At 57.3% G+C, this 20569-nt stretch carries 17 protein-coding genes; 1 reads left to right on the forward strand and 16 read right to left on the reverse strand.

Annotation, left to right across the window (positions count from 1 at the left end; all coding sequences use genetic code 11):
• Window positions 1–71 precede the first annotated feature (71 nt).
• The 3 genes from hmeg3_RS17160 to hmeg3_RS17170 form a co-directional block, all read right to left on the reverse strand.
• Window positions 72–917 carry a 3',5'-nucleoside bisphosphate phosphatase gene (locus tag hmeg3_RS17160; protein ID WP_094564797.1) on the reverse strand — a complete coding sequence of 282 codons (846 nt, stop codon included), beginning with the start codon at window positions 915–917 and terminating at the stop codon, window positions 72–74.
• Between the two features lie 119 nt (window positions 918–1036).
• The gene (locus hmeg3_RS17165; protein WP_094564798.1) at window positions 1037–1915 is read right to left on the reverse strand and encodes an alpha/beta fold hydrolase; all 879 of its coding nucleotides are present in this window, start codon (window positions 1913–1915) and stop codon (window positions 1037–1039) included.
• A 109-nt stretch (window positions 1916–2024) separates the two neighbouring features.
• Window positions 2025–3050, reverse strand: a complete 1026-nt coding sequence (locus tag hmeg3_RS17170) for a patatin-like phospholipase family protein (RefSeq protein WP_094564799.1) — start codon at window positions 3048–3050, stop codon at window positions 2025–2027.
• A gap of 133 nt (window positions 3051–3183) precedes the next feature.
• Here hmeg3_RS17170 and hmeg3_RS17175 point away from each other — a divergent pair, with 133 nt between their 5' ends.
• A complete protein-coding gene (locus hmeg3_RS17175; protein ID WP_094564800.1) occupies window positions 3184–3780 on the forward strand; it encodes a TIGR00730 family Rossman fold protein in 597 nt (198 codons plus the stop codon).
• Between the two features lie 98 nt (window positions 3781–3878).
• Here the strand turns inward: hmeg3_RS17175 and hmeg3_RS17180 are convergent, their stop codons facing one another.
• The 13 genes from hmeg3_RS17180 to leuB form a co-directional block, all read right to left on the reverse strand.
• Complete coding sequence (locus hmeg3_RS17180) at window positions 3879–5120, reverse strand: cystathionine gamma-synthase family protein (RefSeq protein ID WP_094564801.1); 1242 nt, start codon at window positions 5118–5120, stop codon at window positions 3879–3881.
• Between the two features lie 148 nt (window positions 5121–5268).
• Window positions 5269–6789 (reverse strand): amidophosphoribosyltransferase, encoded by a 1521-nt coding sequence (gene purF / locus hmeg3_RS17185; protein ID WP_094564802.1) that lies wholly within the window; start codon window positions 6787–6789, stop codon window positions 5269–5271.
• Between the two features lie 38 nt (window positions 6790–6827).
• Window positions 6828–7316: a CvpA family protein gene (locus hmeg3_RS17190; protein WP_094564803.1), complete on the reverse strand. Its 489-nt coding sequence runs from the start codon at window positions 7314–7316 to the stop codon at window positions 6828–6830.
• Between the two features lie 40 nt (window positions 7317–7356).
• Complete coding sequence (locus hmeg3_RS17195) at window positions 7357–8388, reverse strand: SPOR domain-containing protein (RefSeq protein WP_094564804.1); 1032 nt, start codon at window positions 8386–8388, stop codon at window positions 7357–7359.
• Between the two features lie 137 nt (window positions 8389–8525).
• The gene (folC, locus tag hmeg3_RS17200; protein WP_094564805.1) at window positions 8526–9833 is read right to left on the reverse strand and encodes a bifunctional tetrahydrofolate synthase/dihydrofolate synthase; all 1308 of its coding nucleotides are present in this window, start codon (window positions 9831–9833) and stop codon (window positions 8526–8528) included.
• A gap of 146 nt (window positions 9834–9979) precedes the next feature.
• Window positions 9980–10852 (reverse strand): acetyl-CoA carboxylase, carboxyltransferase subunit beta, encoded by an 873-nt coding sequence (accD, locus tag hmeg3_RS17205; RefSeq protein WP_094564806.1) that lies wholly within the window; start codon window positions 10850–10852, stop codon window positions 9980–9982.
• A gap of 157 nt (window positions 10853–11009) precedes the next feature.
• Window positions 11010–11807, reverse strand: coding sequence for a tryptophan synthase subunit alpha (gene trpA / locus hmeg3_RS17210; protein WP_094566419.1), 798 nt, complete (start codon window positions 11805–11807; stop codon window positions 11010–11012).
• Window positions 11808–11928: 121 nt separating this feature from the next.
• Window positions 11929–13188 carry a tryptophan synthase subunit beta gene (gene trpB, locus hmeg3_RS17215; RefSeq protein WP_094564807.1) on the reverse strand — a complete coding sequence of 420 codons (1260 nt, stop codon included), beginning with the start codon at window positions 13186–13188 and terminating at the stop codon, window positions 11929–11931.
• A 52-nt stretch (window positions 13189–13240) separates the two neighbouring features.
• Window positions 13241–13903, reverse strand: coding sequence for a phosphoribosylanthranilate isomerase (locus hmeg3_RS17220; RefSeq protein ID WP_094564808.1), 663 nt, complete (start codon window positions 13901–13903; stop codon window positions 13241–13243).
• Window positions 13904–13982: 79 nt separating this feature from the next.
• Window positions 13983–14849 (reverse strand): tRNA pseudouridine(38-40) synthase TruA, encoded by an 867-nt coding sequence (gene truA, locus hmeg3_RS17225; RefSeq protein WP_369828893.1) that lies wholly within the window; start codon window positions 14847–14849, stop codon window positions 13983–13985.
• A 319-nt stretch (window positions 14850–15168) separates the two neighbouring features.
• On the reverse strand, window positions 15169–17916 hold the full coding sequence (locus hmeg3_RS17230; protein ID WP_094564810.1) for a FimV/HubP family polar landmark protein: 2748 nt from the start codon (window positions 17914–17916) through the stop codon (window positions 15169–15171).
• 333 nt (window positions 17917–18249) lie between these two features.
• Window positions 18250–19356 (reverse strand): aspartate-semialdehyde dehydrogenase, encoded by a 1107-nt coding sequence (gene asd, locus hmeg3_RS17235; RefSeq protein ID WP_094564811.1) that lies wholly within the window; start codon window positions 19354–19356, stop codon window positions 18250–18252.
• Window positions 19357–19422: 66 nt separating this feature from the next.
• Window positions 19423–20493, reverse strand: a complete 1071-nt coding sequence (gene leuB / locus hmeg3_RS17240) for a 3-isopropylmalate dehydrogenase (RefSeq protein WP_094564812.1) — start codon at window positions 20491–20493, stop codon at window positions 19423–19425.
• Window positions 20494–20569 lie beyond the last annotated feature (76 nt).

The following is a 20569-nucleotide window of genomic DNA, read 5'->3' on the forward strand; positions in this document are numbered from 1 at the left end:
CTGGCAAGGCGCGCCGACGCAGACAGTACGAATGTACGGCAAGGAGAAGCAACGCTGCCAGCGGCGCTCTGTTAGCGACTCGCCAATTTCCAGTCGTGCCAAACCGGCGTCAGATCCTTCGGCAATGGCGGCAATGCGCCCAGATCCACACGCGATTCGCCCGGGCCATGGAAATCCGAGCCGATCGATGCGAGAAAGCCGTAGCGCTTGGCGACGCGGGCATATTCCTCGTATTGATCCGGCGTGTGGCTGCCGGTGGTGACTTCGATAGCTGCACCGCCATGCTGCTTGAATTCATCGAACAAGACGCCGAATTCCAGATCGCTGTACTGATAGCGTCCGGGGTGCGCAATCACCGCCACGCCGCCGGCTCCGCGAATCCAGTCGACCGACTCCTTGAGCGTCGCCCAGCGATGCGGCACATAGCCGGGTTTCCCCTCGCACAGATAGTTGCGAAACACTTCCTTGGTGTCGGCGCAGCGGCCGATCTCAACGATGTAGCGGGCGAAATGCGTGCGCGACATCAGATCGGGATTGCCCACGTGTTTGAGCGCGCCTTCAAAGGCGTTGGGGATACCGACCTTTTCCAGCCCTGCTGCAATGTCGCGACCACGCCGTTCGCGGCCGTTGCGCGTCGACGCCAGCCCCTTCACCAGCGTCTCGTTCTTTTCATCGATGCACAAGCCGACGATATGCACAGTCTGCCCTGCCCATGTGATCGAGATTTCGACGCCGGGAATGTAATGCATCCCGAGATCCTGTGCGGCCTCGCGCGCGATGGCAATGCCGCTGATTTCGTCGTGATCGGTCAGCGCCCAGACATCGACGCCATTGGCCTTGGCGCGCGCAGCCACCTCCGCTGGCGGCAGCAAGCCGTCAGAGACGTTGGAGTGGCAGTGCAGATCGACGTTGAGCATTGTTGAAGAGGCCTTGAAAACACGAAAATGATAGTTCCATTGTACGCCGCAAGCGCCTTCTCTGCTGCGTTTGCACACAGACCTGAAAGGGCCTTGCAACGGCGACTGGAGTCTGGGGCTTATTCGTTCAGAAACGCTTCAATCACCGTCGCCAGCAACGCCGGCTGATCGTGATGGAGCATGTGTCCGGCGTCCGGAATGATTTCCGTACGGACGTTGCGGAGGAAGCCGATACGGCGTTCGATTTCCGGGCGCATCAGCGTGTTTTGACCGAACCAGCGCCAGATGTCGGTTTCTGCCGCTTCCACCCACAAGACCGGGGAAGTGATCTGCGCCCAGCAGGCGGTGACTTCGTCAACGCGATACAGCAGCGGATTGGTGTTCTTGTGCGCCGGATCGCCGAGGATCGCCCAAGTGCCGTCGTCATTCTGGCCGGCCCAGTGTTGCGCCAGGAAGGCGGCGCGCTCGCGGCTCAGCCGTGGATTGGTCTTTTGCAGACGGCCCATGACTTCTTCGAGAGTAGCGTAGCTGCGCATCTCCGGCTTTTCCTGCAGTTCGTCGAGCCATTTGGCAAAACGTCCGGGCGCTTGTTCGGGCTTGGTGCTGGGCAGACCGAAACCTTCCAGATTGACCAGCTTGGCAATGCGTTGCGGGCGCACGCCTGCATACAGGCCGACAACGTTGCCGCCGAGGCTGTGACCGAGCAAATTGACTGCCTCGTCCGGTGCATAGTGCAGCAACAAGGCATCCAGGTCGGCCAGATAGTCGGGATACCAGTAGGTGTCGGCCTGAGGCCGCTCGGTCAGGCCAAAGCCGCGCCAGTCGGGCGCAATGACATGCCATTCCTTTTGCAGGCAATCGACCATGAACTGGAATGAGGCCGAGATATCCATCCAGCCGTGCACCATGAAAATTTTGGGCGCCTGTGGATCACCCCAGTGGCGTACGTGATATCGCAAACCGCGGATATCAAGGAATTCGGAACGGGATGGCTTCATGGCTCAGTGACTTCTCTGCAATCGGGGAAACCTCACAGTATAAGGCTAGCCCGGCCTGCCCGCTGCAGCGCCGACTGCATCCGGCTGCATCTGACTATAGCCGGATGCCTTACTGCAGATATCGCCCGAGATCGAAGGACGATTTCAGCCCCACTGTATGGAAGTGCGTTTCCATCCAGCGTTCAGCAGCCAGCCGGCCTTCATCGTAAAGACCGTGGATGAAAGACCGCTTGGTGTTGAGCTTGCTCATGACGTCAAGCTGGCTCATCAAATCGTTGGCCTCGATCAGATGCATGTTGAGGCGCTTCAGGCGCCGCTCCAGGGTCCCGAAGGCAAACATGCCGCTCTCCGCTTCGCGCTTGGCCAGGGCCAATCCACCCACTTCGGTGAAAAACGCCGAGCTGAAACTGATCTCCGAGAGACGCTGACCAATATCGTGTGTCGACGTCGGCGTGCCGGGACGGCTGCACGGATGCAGCAGCACCACCAGCAAATCGCGCGACGAGCACAGATGCAGCAGAGGGAAAATCGGTGGATTGGCCGTCAAGCCGCCATCCCAATAGGCCTCGCCGTCGATCTCGACCGGGCGGTGCATTGAAGGCAGGCAAGCCGAAGCCAACAAGGCATCCAGCGTCAGTTCCCTGTCACGGAAAATCTTCAGCGTGCCGGAGCTGACCTTGGTCGCAGCAATGAATAATTTGATGGCGCTGCGCGTACGCAAACGGTCGAAGTCAATCTGCTCTTCCAGGATGTCGCGCAATGGATTGATATCCAGCGGATTCAGCTGCGTCGGCGAAAAGAAGCGCGTCATCGCCAGAAAGGCGTGCATCGCCGCCGGAGTGGTCTGGGTCAGCAAGCTGGTACCGCCCGGCATCATCTCCGGCGGCAAGAAACTGAACGGCTCCTTGATCGCGATACGCCCCCAGAAAGCCGCCAGCGCCTCGCGTGCACCTTCGCGGCCGCCGACGTTAAAGCCGTGTGACAAGACCGCTGCATTCATGGCGCCGGCGCTGGCACCGCTGATGCCCTCAAACGCCATGCGTCCGTCTTCCAGCAAACGATCCAATACACCCCAGGTAAAGGCACCGTGCGATCCACCGCCCTGCAACGCCAATGTCACGATCTTGTTTTGCATGCTATTCCTTAAGTAAGTCTTCATGCCGCCTGTCATGGCGAAGTCACGGCGTCGCGATATGCTCGCGCCGTGATAGGTGTGACGATGAGCATGTTATAACATGCTCGTATTGTTTTAATTCGAGCGAGAGAAAATGAAATCCATCTGTGTTTATTGCGGTTCTTCCGCCGGCGCGTCCGAAGTCTACGCGGAAGGCGCACGCGCGCTGGCGCGGGAAATGGTCAAAGACAATATTGCTCTGGTGTACGGCGGCGGCAACGTCGGCCTGATGGGCATTATTGCAACAGAAGTCATCCGCCTCGGCGGTGAAGCCACGGGCGTGATCCCGAAGGCACTGCTGGACAAGGAACTGGGTCACAACGGCCTGACCCGTCTGCACATCGTCAAGGACATGCACGAACGCAAGGCCATGATGGCGGAATTGTCGGACGGTTTTATCGCCATGCCGGGCGGCATGGGTACGCTGGAAGAACTGTTTGAAGTGCTGACCTGGGCGCAGCTGGGTTTTCACTACAAACCGATCGGCCTGCTCAATGTGGACGGTTTCTACAACAACCTGATCGCCTTCATCGAACATCTGGTGTCGCAACGCTTCCTGACGGCGGAACAATCGCTGCTGATGATGCATGAGCAAAATCCGGCGGATCTGCTGCAGCGCTTCAAGACGTACAAGCCGAGCTATACCAATAAGTGGGCCGACAACACTGCGCCTGCAAAGCTGCTGCCGTAATCCGGCAAGGAGCACAAAGAAAAACGGTCATCCCGGCGCAATGCCGGCATGACCGTTTTTCATGATGATCAGATCAACCTGATCAAATAATCATGCCATCAGGAATCCAGCGCCTGCCTGAAATCTTCCACCAGATCGTCCGTATCCTCAAGGCCGATCGAGACGCGAATCAGCGATTCGGCGATACCCATTGCGGCGCGGCGCTCCTGCCCCATTTCATAGAAAATCGTGTGCGCCACGGGAATCACCAGCGTGCGTGTATCGCCCAGATTGCTTGACGCTACTGCCAGTTGCAGACGGTTCAGATAGTCGAAGCAATCGATGCCGTCCTTCAATTCAAAGCTCAGCAAGCTGCCATAGGAACGGAACAGCTCCGTCGCCAGTGCATGTTGAGGATGCGACTGCAAACCCGGGTAATACACGGCCGCCACACGTGGATCGGCGTCCAGCATCTGTGCCACGGCCAGCGCATTGGCGCATTCACGCTCCTGGCGCAGCGCCATGGTTTCTGAACCGACGGCGATGTGATGCGCCGCTTCCGGCCCCAGCGAAGCGCCGAAATCGCGCAAGGCCTTGGCGCGAATCTGCGCCATACCCCATTGTTTCTGTGGATTCTTTTTGTAGTTGTCGGCGATGTGCGGATAGCACGACCAGTCGTACAACCCGGTATCGGTCAGCGCGCCGCCCAGTGCGTTGCCGTGACCGCCGATGGATTTGGTCAGTGAATTGACCACCAAGCCTGCACCAACTGCTTTCGGCTGGAACAGATAAGGCGACGTCATCGTGTTGTCAACGATGTACAGGATACCGCGCTCACGGCACAGGTCGCCGATACGTTTCAGGTCGGCGATCTGGGTGCGTGGATTGGCGATGGTTTCGACAAACACGACGCGCGTCTGCGGCGTCAGTGCCTCTTCCACCAGCTTGGCATCGGTCGCATCGACCATCGATACGCGCGCGCCTTGCGCATTGACCGTCATCCACATGCTGTTGGTATTGCCGAACAGAAAAGCCGATGACACCACGTGATCGCCTTCGCGCAACAGCCCCTGAATCACGGCGCCAATCGCCGCCATACCGGTAGCGAAGCAGATGGTTGACAGTCCGCGTTCCATCTTGGTGATCTTCTCTTCCAGCGCCGACACGGTCGGGTTGCCCTGCCGGCCATAACGATAGCCGGACTGCTTGCCTTGAAATACTTCAGCCAGTTGGCGCGCATCCTTGTAGCCGAACGCCACGGAGGTATGGATCGGTTTGTGCAGCGAGCCGTGTTCGATTTCTTTCTGGCGATCGCTGTGCAAAATGGTGGTGGTGAAACCGTAGCTCTTCTTGTCGTTCATAGGTGTGGATGCGTAAGACAGTAAAACTTGGGAACAGTGATGATAAGCCAGTTCTGCCGCTGCCGCAGCAGCAATGCTTGCCTCAATGAAAAACGCCGGACGCTGTGACAGCGATCCGGCGTTTTTTCTGCTGCGTACGCGATGGAATTTAGTCCACGCGTGCCAGGTTCAGATTGAGTTGCGAGCGCACTGCATCTTCCAGCGCCGGTTTCGGATTCTTGCGTGCAAACTCGAGGCGATCGAGGTAGTCACGCGAGATGTCGCCGGTGATGTAGTTGCCGTCGAAGCACGATGCCTCAAAGTTCTTCAAGGCCGGATTGACGTCGGAGATCGAGCGCTTCAAGTCTTCCACATCCTGATACACCAGCGCGTCGGCGGTGATTTCGCGGCAGACTTCCTGATCGGTGCGGCCGTAAGCAATCAGTTCGTCGCGTGTCGGCATGTCGATGCCGTAGACATTCGGGAACTTGACTGGTGGCGCTGCCGAAGCAAAGATCACGCGCTTGGCGCCGGCTTCACGCGCCATTTGCACGATTTCGCGGCTGGTCGTACCACGCACGATCGAATCATCGACCAGCAAGACGCTCTTGCCCTTGAACTCGGAACCGATGGCATTGAGCTTCTGGCGCACGGACTTCTTGCGCAGGCCTTGACCTGGCATGATGAAAGTACGGCCGATATAGCGGTTTTTGATGAAACCTTCGCGGTAATCGAGGTTCAGCTTGAGCGCCAGTTCCATCGCTGCAGGACGCGACGAATCGGGAATCGGCATAACGACATCGATTTCACCGCTGGAGATTTCGCGACGGACCTTCTCGGCCAGGTATTCACCCATCTTCAGACGGCTGGCGTAGACCGAAGCACCGTCGATGACCGAGTCAGGACGCGCCAGGTAGACGAATTCGAAAGCACAAGGATTCAGCGTCGGGTTGTCGGCACATTGCTGGTTGTACAGCTTGCCGTCGTTATCGATGAAAATCGCTTCGCCCGGCATCACATCGCGCAGGAAGCGGAAGCCCAAGCCTTCCAGCGCCACGGATTCGCTGGCCAGCATGTACTCGGAACCCTTGTCGGTTTCGTTGAAACCCAGGCACATAGGACGAATACCGTATGGATCACGGAAGCCCAGCAGGCCGTAGCCGGCGATCTGCGCCACCACGGCGTAGGAGCCGCGCACGCGCTTGTGCACCATCGCCACGGCCTTGAAGACCGCAGCCGGATCCAGCGAATAGCCGGTCGTGGCTTGCTGCAACTCATGCGCAAACACGTTGACCAGCACTTCAGTATCGGAATCGGTGTTGAGGTGGCGGCGGTCGTTCTTGAACATCTCGACCTTGAGCTGTTCCGCATTGGTCAGGTTGCCGTTATGCGCCAGAATGATGCCGAAAGGCGCATTGACGTAGAACGGTTGCGCTTCTTCTTCGCTGGACGAGCTGCCGGCGGTCGGATAACGCACCTGGCCGAGGCCGGTGTTGCCCGGCAGCGAGCGCATGTTGCGCGTACGGAACACGTCGCGCACCAGACCGTTGGCCTTGTGCATCGAGAAACCGTTTGCGTGATTGGTTGCGATACCGGCTGCATCCTGGCCGCGGTGCTGCAACAGCAGCAGCGCATCGTAGAGCAACTGATTGACTGGACTATGGGAAACGACGCCGACAATGCCACACATGGTGGACTCCTAATGAAAACAAAGACGAAAAAACAAAATTAAAAATGGACGTGCTGCGCGAACTGGCCCGGCAAATAGGGTTTAACGGTCTCCGCGGCAGTTTCCGCCAGCGGGCTTAACCTCGCATCTTTCCAGAATGGCTGCTGCGGAATCGACGTCGTACCGCATAACAACACCACCGCCAGCACAATCACCGCACCGCGCGCCAGGCCAAACACTGCACCCAGGCTGCGATCGATCAGCGACAGGCCGCTTGCCTTCACCACTTCGGACATCGCTCTGGTCACCAGGCCCATCAACAGGCGCGTACCGATGAACAAAGCGATAAATCCCACAATCAATCTTGTCGACTCGCCCGGAATCACGTCGGGTAACATCGTCGCCAATGTTTCACCATAGGCGTTGGCGACGACTAATGCAATTATCCAACTGGCCAGCGACAACACTTCCCTGACCAATCCTCTTAACATGCTGATGATTACTGAACAAACCAGTACCAGCAATACCAGATAATCAAAAATCGTCACAATAACAACATAAGCAATATGCGACCGGTCATCGCGAAATTCAAGCCGGAACGATAGTAGCGTTCAGGCCGAGCTTATTAATCCTGGCACGCATCTTGTCGGCCTCGTCGCGGCTGGCAAACGGGCCGACGCGAATACGCGTACGGTCGCCCGACTGGGTTGCCACTTTTTGCGTAAATGACTTGATACCGGCGCTATTAAGCTTGCCGCGCAGCTCATCAATCTTTTCCTGAGTCGCCAACGCGGCGACCTGGATCACAAATTTACCGCCTGTTGCGGCCGGTGCCGATGCTGCCGGCTTCTTGTCGGCTGTAGCAGACTTACCCTCCAGAATCGCCATGGCACGCGCCGCGTCGTCAGGCTTATCTGCGGTCTTGGGCCTGGCGGCTTCCTTCACGTCCTTCTTGTGATCGTCTTTGTGCTCGGTTGGCTTGGCCGCAGCCTTACTCTCTTTTACGTCTGCTTTGGCGTCGGCTTTAGTCTCGGGCTTGGCAGCAGGCTTGGGTACTTCAGGCTTGTCGGCAGGCTTTTCCGCGACGGGAGCAGCTGGTTCAGACAGTTTCGCCAGCGGCGCATTGGCAGGACCGGAAGGCATCGCCGGAGCGCCGGGAGCAATCGCCGGCTTTTCATTGGCAGGTGCCAGCGTTGCCGGATCGACAAACTCTTCTTTCGGTTGCGTTGCTGAAGTTGTTGCAGTTGCTGAGCTCGACGATGTTGCCGGTTTGGCATCTGCAACCGTATCCTTGGCGGCATCCTTGCCATCCTTGGAAGGAATCTGGATCGCAATATCGTCCGCCAGCGGGCGCGGTTCGGAATCGAGAATCATCGGCAATACGATCACCACTGCCAGCACCAGCGCAACGGCGCCGATCAGGCGACGGCGTGCACGTTTCTTTTCCGGCAGTACGGGATCGACAGACTCATCTTTGCCGGACTTGCGCGAATTCCCGGCGCTGCGGCTGCCACGGCTGTTCTGCGCGGCCGACGATTCCCCTGCGGAACGCGACAGGAACTCGCCTTGACCGGAAGCAGATTCCTGCTTGTTTTTACGAAAAAACGAGAACAAGCCCATGCTGATCTATGTAAGGTGGTCTGAAAAATGCGGATGACAAATACGGGGTGCAGCTGATGCAATTGAATGCAGCGACTGACCGCATCAAAAAACAAATGGCGACATCCCAGCCGGAAACAACGCAAACCGCGAAAAACTCAATGCAATTCCGGCTTACGGGCTTGCATCACGCCTGCGACAGTGAGGAAGGATCCAAAAACCACAATTCTATCATTCTCGGTAGCTCTGCTCTGCGCATTTGCGAATGCAGCAGCTGGCGTTTCAAAGGTTTCTATGGTGCAGGCCGCATCAGGCTTGAATTCCGGCTCGACGCCCGCTTCCAGCAACTTGTCCTTCAATTGCTGCGCCGTAGCAGCGCGCGGCAATGGCAAGCCGGTCACACACCAGTGATCAATCTTGCCCTTCAGGTGACTGATGACGCCTTCGATGTCTTTGTCCAGCATGGAGCCGAACACCGCATAGGTGTAGGGATGGAAGCCCATGTTGTCGAGATTCTGCGCCAGCGTGGCAGCGGCGTGCGGGTTGTGGGCGACATCGAGGATCACCAGCGGTTGTCCCGGCAAGACCTGGAAACGTCCCGGTAATTCGACCGTGGCCAGGCCGGTACGCACTTCTTGCGCGCCCACTGGCAACACATCGCGTAACGCCTCCAGCGCCGCCAGTGCCGCCGACGCATTGAGCAGCTGATTGGCGCCACGCAGGCTCGGATACGCCAGCGAATTGCGGCGCTGAGCGCGACCGCCGTAGGCCCACTGCTGCTTGTCGCCCTGATAGTTGAAATCACGGCCCATCAGCCAAAGATCGGCGCCGATGGATTCAGCATGCTTGATGAGCGACTTCGGCGGCACAGGATCGCCGCAGATCGCGGTCTTTCCGGCACGATAAATACCGGCTTTCTCAAAGCCGATTTCTTCGCGCGTGGTGCCGAGATATTCGGTGTGATCGATATCGATGCTGGTGACAATGCCGACGTCGGCGTCAATGACATTGACGGCATCCAGACGGCCGCCCAGGCCGACTTCCAGGATCACGACATCCATCTTGGCATCGGCCAGCAGCTTCATGATGGCCAGCGTGGTGAACTCGAAATAGGTCAGCGAAATATCGCCGCGCTTTTCTTCCACCGCCTCAAATGCGGCGATCAGCGCCGCATCGGATGCCGGCACGCCTTCGACACGTGCCCGTTCGTTGAAATGCAGGAAATGCGGCTTGATATACAAACCCACGCGATAACCGGCGCGCATCAGGATCGATTCCAGCATGGCACAGGTCGAGCCTTTGCCGTTGGTGCCGGCCACCGTGATGACGGGGCAATCGAAACGGATGTCGAGCAATTCTTTGACCTTGCCGACGCGTTCCAGGCCCATGTCGATGGACTTGGTGTGACGGGTTTCCAGAAGGGTCAGCCATTCGGCCAGGGTAGAAGGTTTTGCTTGCGCTTGCATGAGTTGAATCTACAGTGAATCTGAGATGACCTGCATGGAGCTGATGAGCTCGATGAATGACTTGGAACGACTTGGAATAACTTAAAAGCAAAAACCCGAACTTGCGTTGAACGACGACAAGTTCGGGTCTGTCTGCAGCATCGCTATCAGGAAACGGTTTCGGCCGCCTGATTTTGCAGCAACGCCAGCAAACGTGCGATTTCTTCGCGCATCTTGCGACGGTCGACGATCATGTCGATGGCGCCCTTGGTCACGAGGAACTCGGAGCGCTGGAAGCCTTCCGGCAACTTTTCGCGCACGGTGTTCTCGATCACACGTGGACCGGCGAAGCCGATCAGTGCTTTCGGTTCGGCCATCACGACGTCGCCCATGAAGGCGAATGATGCCGACACGCCGCCCATGGTCGGGTCGGTCAGCACGCTGATGAAGGGCAGCTTCTTCTCGGACAGCTTGGTCAGCATGGAAGTGGTCTTGGCCATTTGCATCAATGACAGCAAGCCCTCTTGCATACGCGCACCGCCGGTGGCGGTGATGCAGATGAACGGTACTTTTTGCTCCAGCGCCATTTGTGCGCCGCGAGTGAAACGCTCGCCCACCACGGATCCCATGGAACCACCCATGAATTCGAACTCAAAGCAGGCAACCACGACCGGCAGGGTCATGATGGCGCCGCCCATGACGATCATGGCATCGGTTTCACCGGTGGATTCCAGCGCGTCTTTCAGACGATCAGGATATTTCTTGCTGTCTTTGAATTTGAGCGTATCGACCGGCAAGGCTTCCTGGCCGATTTCATAACGGCCGCCTTCGTCGAGCAGCGAATCCAGGCGCGCACGGGCGCGGATACGCATGTGATGACTGCACTTCGGGCAAACGTGGAGATTGGATTCCAGATCCGTACGATAAAGCACTGCTTCGCAGGATGGGCACTTGACCCATAAACCTTCGGGTATCGATTTCCGGCTTGCGGAATCGCTACGTTGAATTTGAGGCGGGAGTAATTTCTCTAGCCAGCTCATAGAAACCTCTTTCTAATTTCCGGTGGCGCATTGTACCAGAGGCAAAGCCACACAACCGGAGACGATGATTTGATTGCTTTTCGATAATTTCTTTTAAGAAACTATGCTTTCAGGAGAGACCGGGCTCGCTGTCGGCCTCCTCCTTGAGATGCAGGGATCAGGCGTCCATTGCCTTGCGAATATCCGTCACGAAGGCCTGAACCGCTTCCACTGCACGCTCACGCGGAGTATTTTCCAGCTCCTGAATAATGCGGCTGCCGATCACGACGGCATCCGACACCTGGCTCACCGCCCGGGCGGTGGCGCCGTCGCGAATGCCGAAACCCACGCCGATCGGCAGTTTGACGTGCTTGCGGATTTCCGCAATGCGCTTGGCGACTTCGGCGGTATCGATGTTGCCGGCGCCGGTCACGCCCTTCAGGGAGACGTAGTAGCAAAATCCGCTGCTGACCTTGGCGACTTGCTGGATGCGTTCTTCGGTCGATGTCGGCGCCAGCAGGAAAATGGGATCGAGTCCCTGTGCCTGCATTTTTTGCGAAAACTCTTCGCATTCTTCCGGCGGGTAATCCACGATGATAGTGCCGTCCACGCCCGCTTCTTTCGCTGCCGCAATGAAGGCGTCGACACCAAAGCGTTCAAGCGGATTGGCATAACCCATGAGTACTACCGGCGTCGTGCTGTTGGTCTTGCGAAACTCACGCACGTAACCCAGCACGTCGCGCGTGCTGACGTTGAATTTCAGCGCGCGCTCGCAGGCGCGCTGAATGACCGGACCTTCTGCCATTGGGTCCGAAAAAGGCACCCCAAGTTCAAGAATATCGACGCCACCGGCGACCAGCGCATGCAGCAGAGGCACGGTCAGTTCGGGGACCGGATCACCGGCTGTGATAAAGGTGATCAGCGCCTTCTTGTTGCTGGCCGCCAGCGCGGTAAAAGTGGATTGAATTCGGGACATGGTGTTGAAATGTGTTGTTCGTCGATTCGGCCAGACCTGCTTTGTTTTTTGCAGCTTACGCACAGCGGATTTCAAGTCCGCTGCGCGCATGCAGAGCTGGAGCCTTGTTACTGGAGCTTATTTAACCCTGATGTTGCTGGACAGTATGCATGTCCTTGTCGCCGCGCCCCGACAGATTGGCCAGCACAATGCGGTCTTTCGGCAAAGTCGCTGCCAGCTTGGCCGCGTACGCCAGCGCATGGCTCGACTCCAGCGCGGGAATGATACCTTCGATGCGGCAGCAGGTATGAAACGCCGCCAATGCCTCGTCGTCGGTGATGCATTCATAGCTGGCGCGGCCACTGTCTTTCAACCACGAGTGCTCAGGACCAACACCCGGATAGTCAAGACCTGCCGAAACCGAGTGCGTTTCCATGATCTGGCCGTTTTCATCCTGCAGCAGATAAGTGCGATTACCGTGCAGCACGCCTGGCGTACCCAACGTCAGCGAGGCGGAATGGCGGCCGGTATCGAGACCGTCGCCCGCGGCTTCAACACCGACCAGTTTGACGTCCTGATAATCGATATAGGGGTAGAAAATACCCATCGCATTGGAGCCGCCGCCGACGGCCGCCACCACATAGTCAGGCTGACGGCTGGCGATCTCAGGCATTTGCACGATACATTCGTTGCCGATCACCGATTGGAAGTCGCGCACCATCATCGGATAGGGATGCGGACCAGCCACTGTCCCGATGATGTAGAACGTACTTTCCACGTTGGTGACCCAGTCGCGCATCGCTTCGTTGAGTGCATCCTTCAGCGTCTTGGAACCGGATTCTACCGGCACCACTGTCGCGCCCAGCAGATTCATGCGATAGACATTCTGCAACTGGCGCTTGACGTCTTCGCTGCCCATGTAGACGATGCATTCCATGCCAAAACGTGCACAGATCGTTGCTGTCGCCACGCCATGCTGGCCTGCGCCGGTCTCGGCGATGATGCGCTTCTTGCCCATGCGCTTGGCGAGCAATGCCTGACCGATGACATTGTTGATCTTGTGCGCGCCGGTGTGATTCAGGTCTTCACGCTTGAAATAGATCTGCGCGCCGCCTGCCAGTTCGGACCAGCGCTTGGCGTGATACACGGGGCTGGGACGGCCGACAAAATGTTTCAGCTCAGTATGAAACTCTGCCAAAAACTGTTCGTCGTTCTGGTAATGCGCATAGGCTTCACGCAGCTCGGTGAGTGCGTCGGTCAGGGTTTCCGCTGCGAAGCTGCCGCCGTATTGGCCGAAGTGGCCGCGTGCGTCCGGCAGGTTGTAGGGCGCAGTCTGATGCAAGGCTGCAGCGGCAATAGGCTGACGCTCGGAAAAGTTGCCGAGCGGATTCAATTCTTTCATGGTAGTCCTCAAATGTTCTGGTGAGATGGCTGCCAGGCTCAGGGATAGCCAATCAGGCTTTATCCGCCAGATGTACGGCGCTGATGAAAGCGGCGATCTTGGCGGCATCCTTGATACCTTTGGCTTGCTCGACACCACTGCTGATGTCGACGGCGTGCGGACGCACGCGCTGCACCGCGTCAGTCGCGTTTTGTACGCTCAAGCCACCACTTAAAACGACCCGAGGCGCGAGTTCTTTTGGAATGAGAGACCAATCGAAAACCTTTCCGCTGCCGCCGTATTGCTCAACCAGGGTGTCAAGCAAGAGCCCTGTAAAGAAAGGGCTGGCGGAACGATAATCCTGTTCCCATTCTAACAAATCTTCAGGCGTGGTCGAGCTTCCGATGCGCGCTGCGCGCATAAAAGGCCGTTTGACGGCTTGCGCAATGGCGGCACACTGCTCCGGTGTCTCGTCGCCATGGAATTGCAACAACGACAAGGGTGCCTGTTCCAACACCGCGCCGACCTCCTCCGCACTGGCATTCACAAACAATCCCACCGTTGAAATGAAGGGTGGCACTGTGCGAATCAATTCCGCAGCTGCCGATGCGGTGACATAGCGCGGGCTCTTGTCGTAAAACACAAAGCCGATCGCATCCGCGCCGGCTGTTACGGCAGCGGCAACATCTTCGGCGCGGGTCAAACCGCAAATCTTGATTCTGGTTCTGTGCATGATGACTAAATGGGGTCGTAAGCGAAAGTGGCAAGACGAATAGCAAGGCGCCTAGTCTAACCGATTGAGGTATCGAACCAGATTACAGCCAAGGCCAGGCCGCTTCTTCCTGAGGCAATGACCAGCGCGCCGGATAATCGACTTTGGCCAGATACAGACCGTCGGGCATGAATGTCGGTGCGGCAAGGCTGCGATCCTGCTGCGCCAATATCTGAGCAATCCATTCCGGCGGCTGCCTGCCGTTTCCAACGAAAATCAACGATCCGACGATGTTGCGCACCATGTGATGCAAGAAGGCGTTGGCTTTCAACGTGAAGACAATCATGTCGCCATGGCGGCGGATCTGTAGCGATTCCATTGTGCGTACCGGTGACTTGGCCTGGCACTCCACTGCCCGAAACGTCGAAAAATCGTGCTCGCCCACCAGATGATTCGCCGCCTGCTGCATCAAATCCACATCCAGCGGCCGGAAAGTCCAGCCCGCCTTGCCCGCCAGCAAAGGCGAACGTACCGGATGGTTGTACAGCATGTAGTGATAGGTACGCGCTGTCGCGCTGAAGCGCGCATGAAAACCGTCTTCGCGCTCATTGAGAGCATTGCCTTCGCCATCATCCGCCTGCAACGCAATCGCCCAGCGCACTGCAATCGACGATGGGAGAAAGGCATTGACGCCGCGCACCCACGAGGACTTGTCGCGCGCGATCGTGGTATCGAAATGAACCACCTGCTCCAGCGCGTGCACGCCGGAATCGGTGCGACCGGCACAGGTGGTATCAATATCAACCAGCGTGAACTGCTTCAGTGCCGCTTCCAATTTATCCTGCACCGTCAGCCCATGGGGCTGTGTCTGCCAGCCCTGCCAGGAATTACCGTCGTATTGGATGCCGAGCACAATGCGATGCAGCGAGCGAAGCGGACGCAAAGCCGGTCCGGAAGAAGCCTCCTCGATAACTGCCTGCGTCGCGGTGGGAAGAGAAAGTGCGGGTTCGATCACGGTAGTTCGTTTCTGCGTTGTTATGTACGTTGTTAGTGCGTTATTACATGGATTATTACGTGGGTGGCTACTGTATTGATCAGGTTCGTTGCTTCATTGATCGCTTCGTTCGCCGTTGCATTCGTTAAGCGTCATCTGATCTGGCTGTCATGCGGTCACCGTACCGTAAAGCTCTGCATCCACAGCATATTTCAATCGCAAATCAAAAAGCAAACGGGCGCCAGTCTCGGCGCCCGTCTCCGGACAAGTCGGTGTGCGGCTTACGGCATCCGCCTTACGATAGCTTGGACAACATTTCCTTGGCACGCGCAATCTGGCTATCGCTGCCGCCACGGATGACTTCGTCCAACAGTTCTCGGGCACCTTCCTTGTCGCCGATTTCCTGATACGCCGCGGCAAGATCCAGCTTGGTCGACATTTCTGCAGCAAAGGCCGACTCGTCGTCTTCCAGCACATCCTGCTTAGGCGCTTCCACCGGCTCCGGCAGATCCAGATCGATGTTATTGACGGCTGGCGATGGCTTCGGCAGATCATCCAGCAAAGAAGCCGCATCTTCTGCGTCAGACTTGCCGCTATCAAGCTCCAGATCAAAATCGATTTTGCTGCCGATATCTGCGACCGGCGTCGCGCCCGGTTGAATTTCTGCGCCCTTGAAGTCGTTCAGATCGAACTCGAGATCCTGCTCTTCAGGAGCAGGCGGCTCCGGCTCAGGTTCCGGCATCTTCTCAACCACCGGCTCTTCTTCCGCGACAACCTCTTCCACGGGAGATCCACCATACAGAGGATTGGTCGGATCAAGCACAATGCCCATCGCAGCGGCTTGCTCCCATTCCGAGCCGATGCCGCCGGTGGCGTCATGCAATTCCCTGGCGACATCATTGAAACCTTCGACGTCCTGACGCTTGGAATAAATTTCCAGCAGCTTCAGGCGGATAGCCTGACGATTCGGATCGCTCTTCAAGGCCAGACGCAGAATATCTTCGGCCTGCTCTTCGCGACCGTAAGAAATATACATATCCGCTTCAGAGATCGGATCGACCGCATCCGGCTCGGGGGCTGCTGGAGCCGCTGCCGCTGTAGCGGCGACGGTTTCAGGCGCTGGCTCTGCGACAACTTCAGGCGCCGCTTCCGGCTCTGCAACGGCAGCTGCTACGGCTGCTTCGGGAGTCGGTTCAGGTTGTTTGGCTACCTTTCCCGGCTCATCCTCCTTGTCTGCATCGGCAGATGCAGCAGTTGCTGCCTTCTTCCGGTTATTGCGAACGCGCACAATGCCCCATGCCGCCAGCAGTGCGACCAACGCACCGGCACCAGGCAAGACGAAAGGATTGTCTTGGATGTTGTCGAAGAAATTTGCTTTGACAGCGGGCACAGGTGCTGCTGCAACCTTAGGAGCCACCGCTGCCGGTGCAGCCGCAGGTGCCGGCGCTGCTGGAGCGGGGGCCGGTGTTTCCGGTTTAGGCTGTTCAGCAGCTGCCTCAGCCGGCTTGGCTTCGGCCGGTTTTTCTTCCGGTTTGACAGCAGCAGGCGCTGGTGTCGGTTGTGCTGGTGTTTCCGGCTTGGTGGCGGCAGCTTTTTGCTGTTCGCTCATTTCCGCCAGTGTCTTGTTCTTGATTTCCAGCAGCTTTTGCAAATCGCTGACGTTTTTCTCCAGCGCTTTCACGCGCTCGTTCGCTTCAGCAATCGCTTTGTCTGCGGCGATTTTGTCTTCCGCCGCGGCCTTTTCAGCGGCAGCGCGATCACTCGCGCCAGCCTTGGAAAGTTGCAACTTGTCCTTCGCCTCGCCCGCGCCGGATTTTTCTTCAACGCGTGCGGTCACTTTGCCGCTGCTGCTTTGCCTGGAGTCCCCCGCTTTACGTGAAGGACCGTTGGCGACCTGGCCTGCCAGCTTGTTGCGATAGGCGTTGAAATCCTGTGCCTGGGCAACGACGGTGGTGCGCGCTTCGCCCTTGTCGACAGCGTTTGCGGTAGCGGCGTCAGGCACCGACAACACGCGGCCTGCGCGCAGGCGGTTAATGTTGTCGCCGATGAAGGCATCCGGATTGGCACGGTACAAAGCGACCAGCATCTGATCCAGAGAAACGGTGTTGTCTTTGGTGCGATTGGCGATTTCCGCCAGCGTATCACCCTCTTTCACGCGATACGATTTGCCTTCTGTTTTGGCATCCGACTGTGCGGCATTACTGGCGGCTTTGCCACCTTTACCGCGCTTGCCTGAAGTGGCAACAGCTGGCGTTGCCGCGGCATCATCGGCTTTGACATCCATCTTTGCTGGAGCCGCCGGCACAGTCTTTTCTGCCACAGCAGCGGGCACTGGCGCATTGGTCAATCCGCTCTGGTCATTGCTGCGGCCATTGCGAATCAGTTCTTCTGCCTCACTGGAAGGAGCCGCCTTGGTGACGATGCGCGAAGTTGGTTCTTCATCGCTGTTATTGATTGCCGCCGCTGTCGGCGTTGCATTTGCAGCTGGAGCCGAAGCTGCCGGTGCAACCGCCACCGGTGCAGCAGCCGGCTTGGCAGACGCGGTTACAGGAGCACTGGCCGCAGGTTTGGCGGCAGGCGGTGTTGCCGGGGCCGACTGTGCGGTCTGCGGCTTGCGCATATCCGGCGGGTCCAACAGGAAGGTGTATTCACGCACCAGACGCGAACCGCCACCGCTCAATTCCAGTAGCAAGTCGACGAAGGGTTCGTTGATCGCTTGCGACGAACTGATGCGGATCAGTTGCTTGCCCTGCCGTTGCTCTACCGAGAAACGCAGCGACGACAGCACCGGGTTGAAATCGATATTGGCCTTCTTGAACGCGTCTGCCGGTGCGAGCCTTGCCACCAATGCGCCCTCTTCCTCTTTCGATACCGAGTTCAACTCGATTTCCGCACGGAGCGGTTGCCCCAAAGAGGAGAGCACCGTGAGTTTGCCCAGTCCGGCGGCATTCGCAGCCATTGGCAAGGCTAATGCCAGGGTCACTGCAGCACTCAGTTTTTTCAGGCGGGACAGCGCAAACTTATTATGAGTATATAGAGGCATGTTTATATGGTTTTAGATAGACGTTCTACTAAAGAAGGCCTGAAGACCAAAGTTTATTTCATCGATGACAATCAAAAAATCGACAACTCAACCAAAGCCCTCCAAATTGCCATGAAGCAATGGATTTGAACATCCCTCATAGTAAGGGGCTTTAATGACCGGATTGTTGACAGTGATGAGATAAATTCTGATTTTCAACATATCATCAAGAACTTAGGCCTGCAAGTGTAACCAAGTTCTCAAGATGGTCAAAACCCGCCAACATTCCAGTGAAGGAATGTTTGACGGGTTTGCGTTGCGAATTGACAACGGAAGGCCAAGCCTTCCGCGCCATTATTTACCCAGAATGATGCGCAACATGCGGCGCAGCGGTTCTGCGGCACCCCACAGCAACTGATCGCCGATCACAAAGGCCGAAATATATTCCGGTCCCTGGTTGAGCTTGCGCACACGGCCAACACCGATTTCCAGACTGCCCGTGATGGATGCCGGCGTCAGTTCCTTGACAGTGATGGCGCGATCATTCGGCACCCATTTGACCCATTGGTTACCCGAACGGATGATGGATTCGATGTCGGCCAGCGGCAGGTCGCGCTTGAGCTTGATGGTCAATGCCAGGCTATGGCAACGCATCGCACCGATTCGCACGCACAGACCGTCGACAGGAATGACTTTCTCGCTGTCGAGGATCTTGTTGACCTCAGCCTGCCCCTTCCACTCTTCCTTGGACTGGCCGTTTTCCAGTTGCGCGTCGATCCATGGGATCAGACCGCCCGCCAGTGGCGCGCCGAAGTACTCGGTCGGCACGTCTTCGCGAATGGTCTTGGCGACTTTACGGTCGATATCAAGAATCGCCGACGACGGTGTTGCCAGTTCATCGGCCACGGCGGCATTGATGACGCCCATGCCTTTGAGCAGTTCGCGCATGTGATTCGCACCGCCGCCGGAAGCCGCCTGGTAAGTCATTGAGCTGACCCACTCAACCAAACCTTCTTTGAACAGACCGCCCACGCCCATCAGCAGGATAGAGTTGGTGCAGTTTCCGCCGATGTAATTTTTGACGCCCTTGGCCAGCGCATTCTTGATCACATCGTTGTTGACCGGATCCAGCACGATCACGGCATCGTCCTTCATGCGCAGAGTCGACGCCGCATCGATCCAATAGCCATCCCAGCCGGCTGCACGCAGCTTAGGGAAGATCTCAGTGGTGTAGTCGCCGCCTTGCGCGGTAATAATGATGTCGCATTTTTTCAGTTCATCAATGCTGTTGGCGTCTTTCAGCGTCGTTGCCGTTTTGGCGAACGACGGAGCTTTACCGCCTGCATTCGAGGTTGAAAAAAATACCGGTTCGATGTGATCGAAATCACCCTCGTCCTGCATGCGTTGCATCAGGACCGAACCCACCATTCCACGCCAGCCAACTAAACCAACCAGTTTCATCATCTTTCCCTATTAATGAACTTCCATAATCAATGAACTACAACGTTAAAAAAACCACTATCCCGATCAACCCAATGCCTTGACGACAGCGTCGCCCATTTCCTTGGTGCCGACCTTGGTAGTGCCCTCTTCATAAATATCGCCGGTGCGATAGCCTTGTGCAAGGACTTTCTTCACCGCCGCTTCAATGCGATCAGCCTGTTCCGCCTTGTTCAGCGAGAAACGCAGCATCATGGCAGCCGACAGGATGGTCGCCAGCGGATTGGCGATGCCCTTGCCTGCGATGTCGGGCGCCGAACCGTGCGACGGCTCATACAAACCCTTGTTGTTGGCATCCAGCGATGCCGATGGCAGCATGCCGATCGAACCGGTCAGCATGGCGGCTGCATCCGACAGGATGTCGCCGAACATGTTGCCGGTGACGATGACGTCAAAATTCTTCGGCGCCTTGACCAGTTGCATTGCTGCATTGTCAACGTACATATGAGTCAGTTCGACTTGCGGATATTCCTTGTGCACGTCGGTGACGATGTCTTTCCAGAATTGGAAAGTTTCCAGCACGTTGGCCTTGTCAACGCTGCACAGGCGATTGCCGCGCTTGGCCGCAGCCTGAAACGCAACGTGGGCGATGCGGCGGATTTCCGGCTCACTGTAGCGCATGGTGTCGAAGCCTTCGCGCGCGCCCTTGAAAGGACCGTCCGGCGCTTCGCGCATGCCGCGAGGCTGGCCAAAATAAATGTCGCCGTTCAGTTCGCGCACGATCAGGATATCCAGACCTGCAACCAGTTCAGGCTTGAGCGATGACGCGCCGGTCAGTTCCGGATAGCAGATCGCAGGACGGAAATTGGCGAACAATTGCAGATGTTTGCGCAGACCCAGAATCGCTTGCTCAGGACGCAGCGGACGATCAAGTGTGTCGTACTTCCAGTCGCCGACGGCGCCGAACAGGATCGCATCGGCTTCCTTGGCGAGCTTCAGCGTGCCGTCCGGCAGGGGATGACCATGTGCTTCATAGCCTGCGCCACCGACCGGTGCAGTTTCCATTTCAAACTTTTCGCCCAGTGTATTGAGCACACGTACGGCTTGTTCAATGATCTCGGGGCCGATGCCGTCACCGGGCAAAATTGCAATCTTCATGTCGTCGTCTTCTAGTCTTGGAAAATAATAGCGCCGGAGGCCACATCTGCATCGGTCTTGGTGACCATGCAATGCG

This window comes from Herbaspirillum sp. meg3 (assembly GCF_002257565.1).
In the GTDB taxonomy this organism is placed as follows: Bacteria; Pseudomonadota; Gammaproteobacteria; order Burkholderiales; family Burkholderiaceae_D; genus Herbaspirillum.

Excerpts from the sequence above, each read along its gene's own strand:
- hmeg3_RS17180 (WP_094564801.1), bottom strand. The coding sequence starts at position 5,120 with ATGAACGACAAGAAGAGCTACGGTTTCACCACCACCATTTTGCACAGC.
- trpB (WP_094564807.1), bottom strand. The coding sequence starts at position 13,188 with ATGAAAGAATTGAATCCGCTCGGCAACTTTTCCGAGCGTCAGCCTATT.
- purF (WP_094564802.1), bottom strand. The coding sequence starts at position 6,789 with ATGTGTGGCATTGTCGGCGTCGTTTCCCATAGTCCAGTCAATCAGTTG.
- folC (WP_094564805.1), bottom strand. The coding sequence starts at position 9,833 with ATGCAAGCGCAAGCAAAACCTTCTACCCTGGCCGAATGGCTGACCCTT.
- trpA (WP_094566419.1), bottom strand. The coding sequence starts at position 11,807 with ATGTCCCGAATTCAATCCACTTTTACCGCGCTGGCGGCCAGCAACAAG.
- hmeg3_RS17195 (WP_094564804.1), bottom strand. The coding sequence starts at position 8,388 with ATGGGCTTGTTCTCGTTTTTTCGTAAAAACAAGCAGGAATCTGCTTCC.
- hmeg3_RS17175 (WP_094564800.1), top strand. The coding sequence starts at position 3,184 with ATGAAATCCATCTGTGTTTATTGCGGTTCTTCCGCCGGCGCGTCCGAA.
- leuB (WP_094564812.1), bottom strand. The coding sequence starts at position 20,493 with ATGAAGATTGCAATTTTGCCCGGTGACGGCATCGGCCCCGAGATCATT.
- accD (WP_094564806.1), bottom strand. The coding sequence starts at position 10,852 with ATGAGCTGGCTAGAGAAATTACTCCCGCCTCAAATTCAACGTAGCGAT.
- hmeg3_RS17165 (WP_094564798.1), bottom strand. The coding sequence starts at position 1,915 with ATGAAGCCATCCCGTTCCGAATTCCTTGATATCCGCGGTTTGCGATAT.
- hmeg3_RS17170 (WP_094564799.1), bottom strand. The coding sequence starts at position 3,050 with ATGCAAAACAAGATCGTGACATTGGCGTTGCAGGGCGGTGGATCGCAC.
- hmeg3_RS17160 (WP_094564797.1), bottom strand. The coding sequence starts at position 917 with ATGCTCAACGTCGATCTGCACTGCCACTCCAACGTCTCTGACGGCTTG.
- asd (WP_094564811.1), bottom strand. The coding sequence starts at position 19,356 with ATGAAACTGGTTGGTTTAGTTGGCTGGCGTGGAATGGTGGGTTCGGTC.
- hmeg3_RS17230 (WP_094564810.1), bottom strand. The coding sequence starts at position 17,916 with ATGCCTCTATATACTCATAATAAGTTTGCGCTGTCCCGCCTGAAAAAA.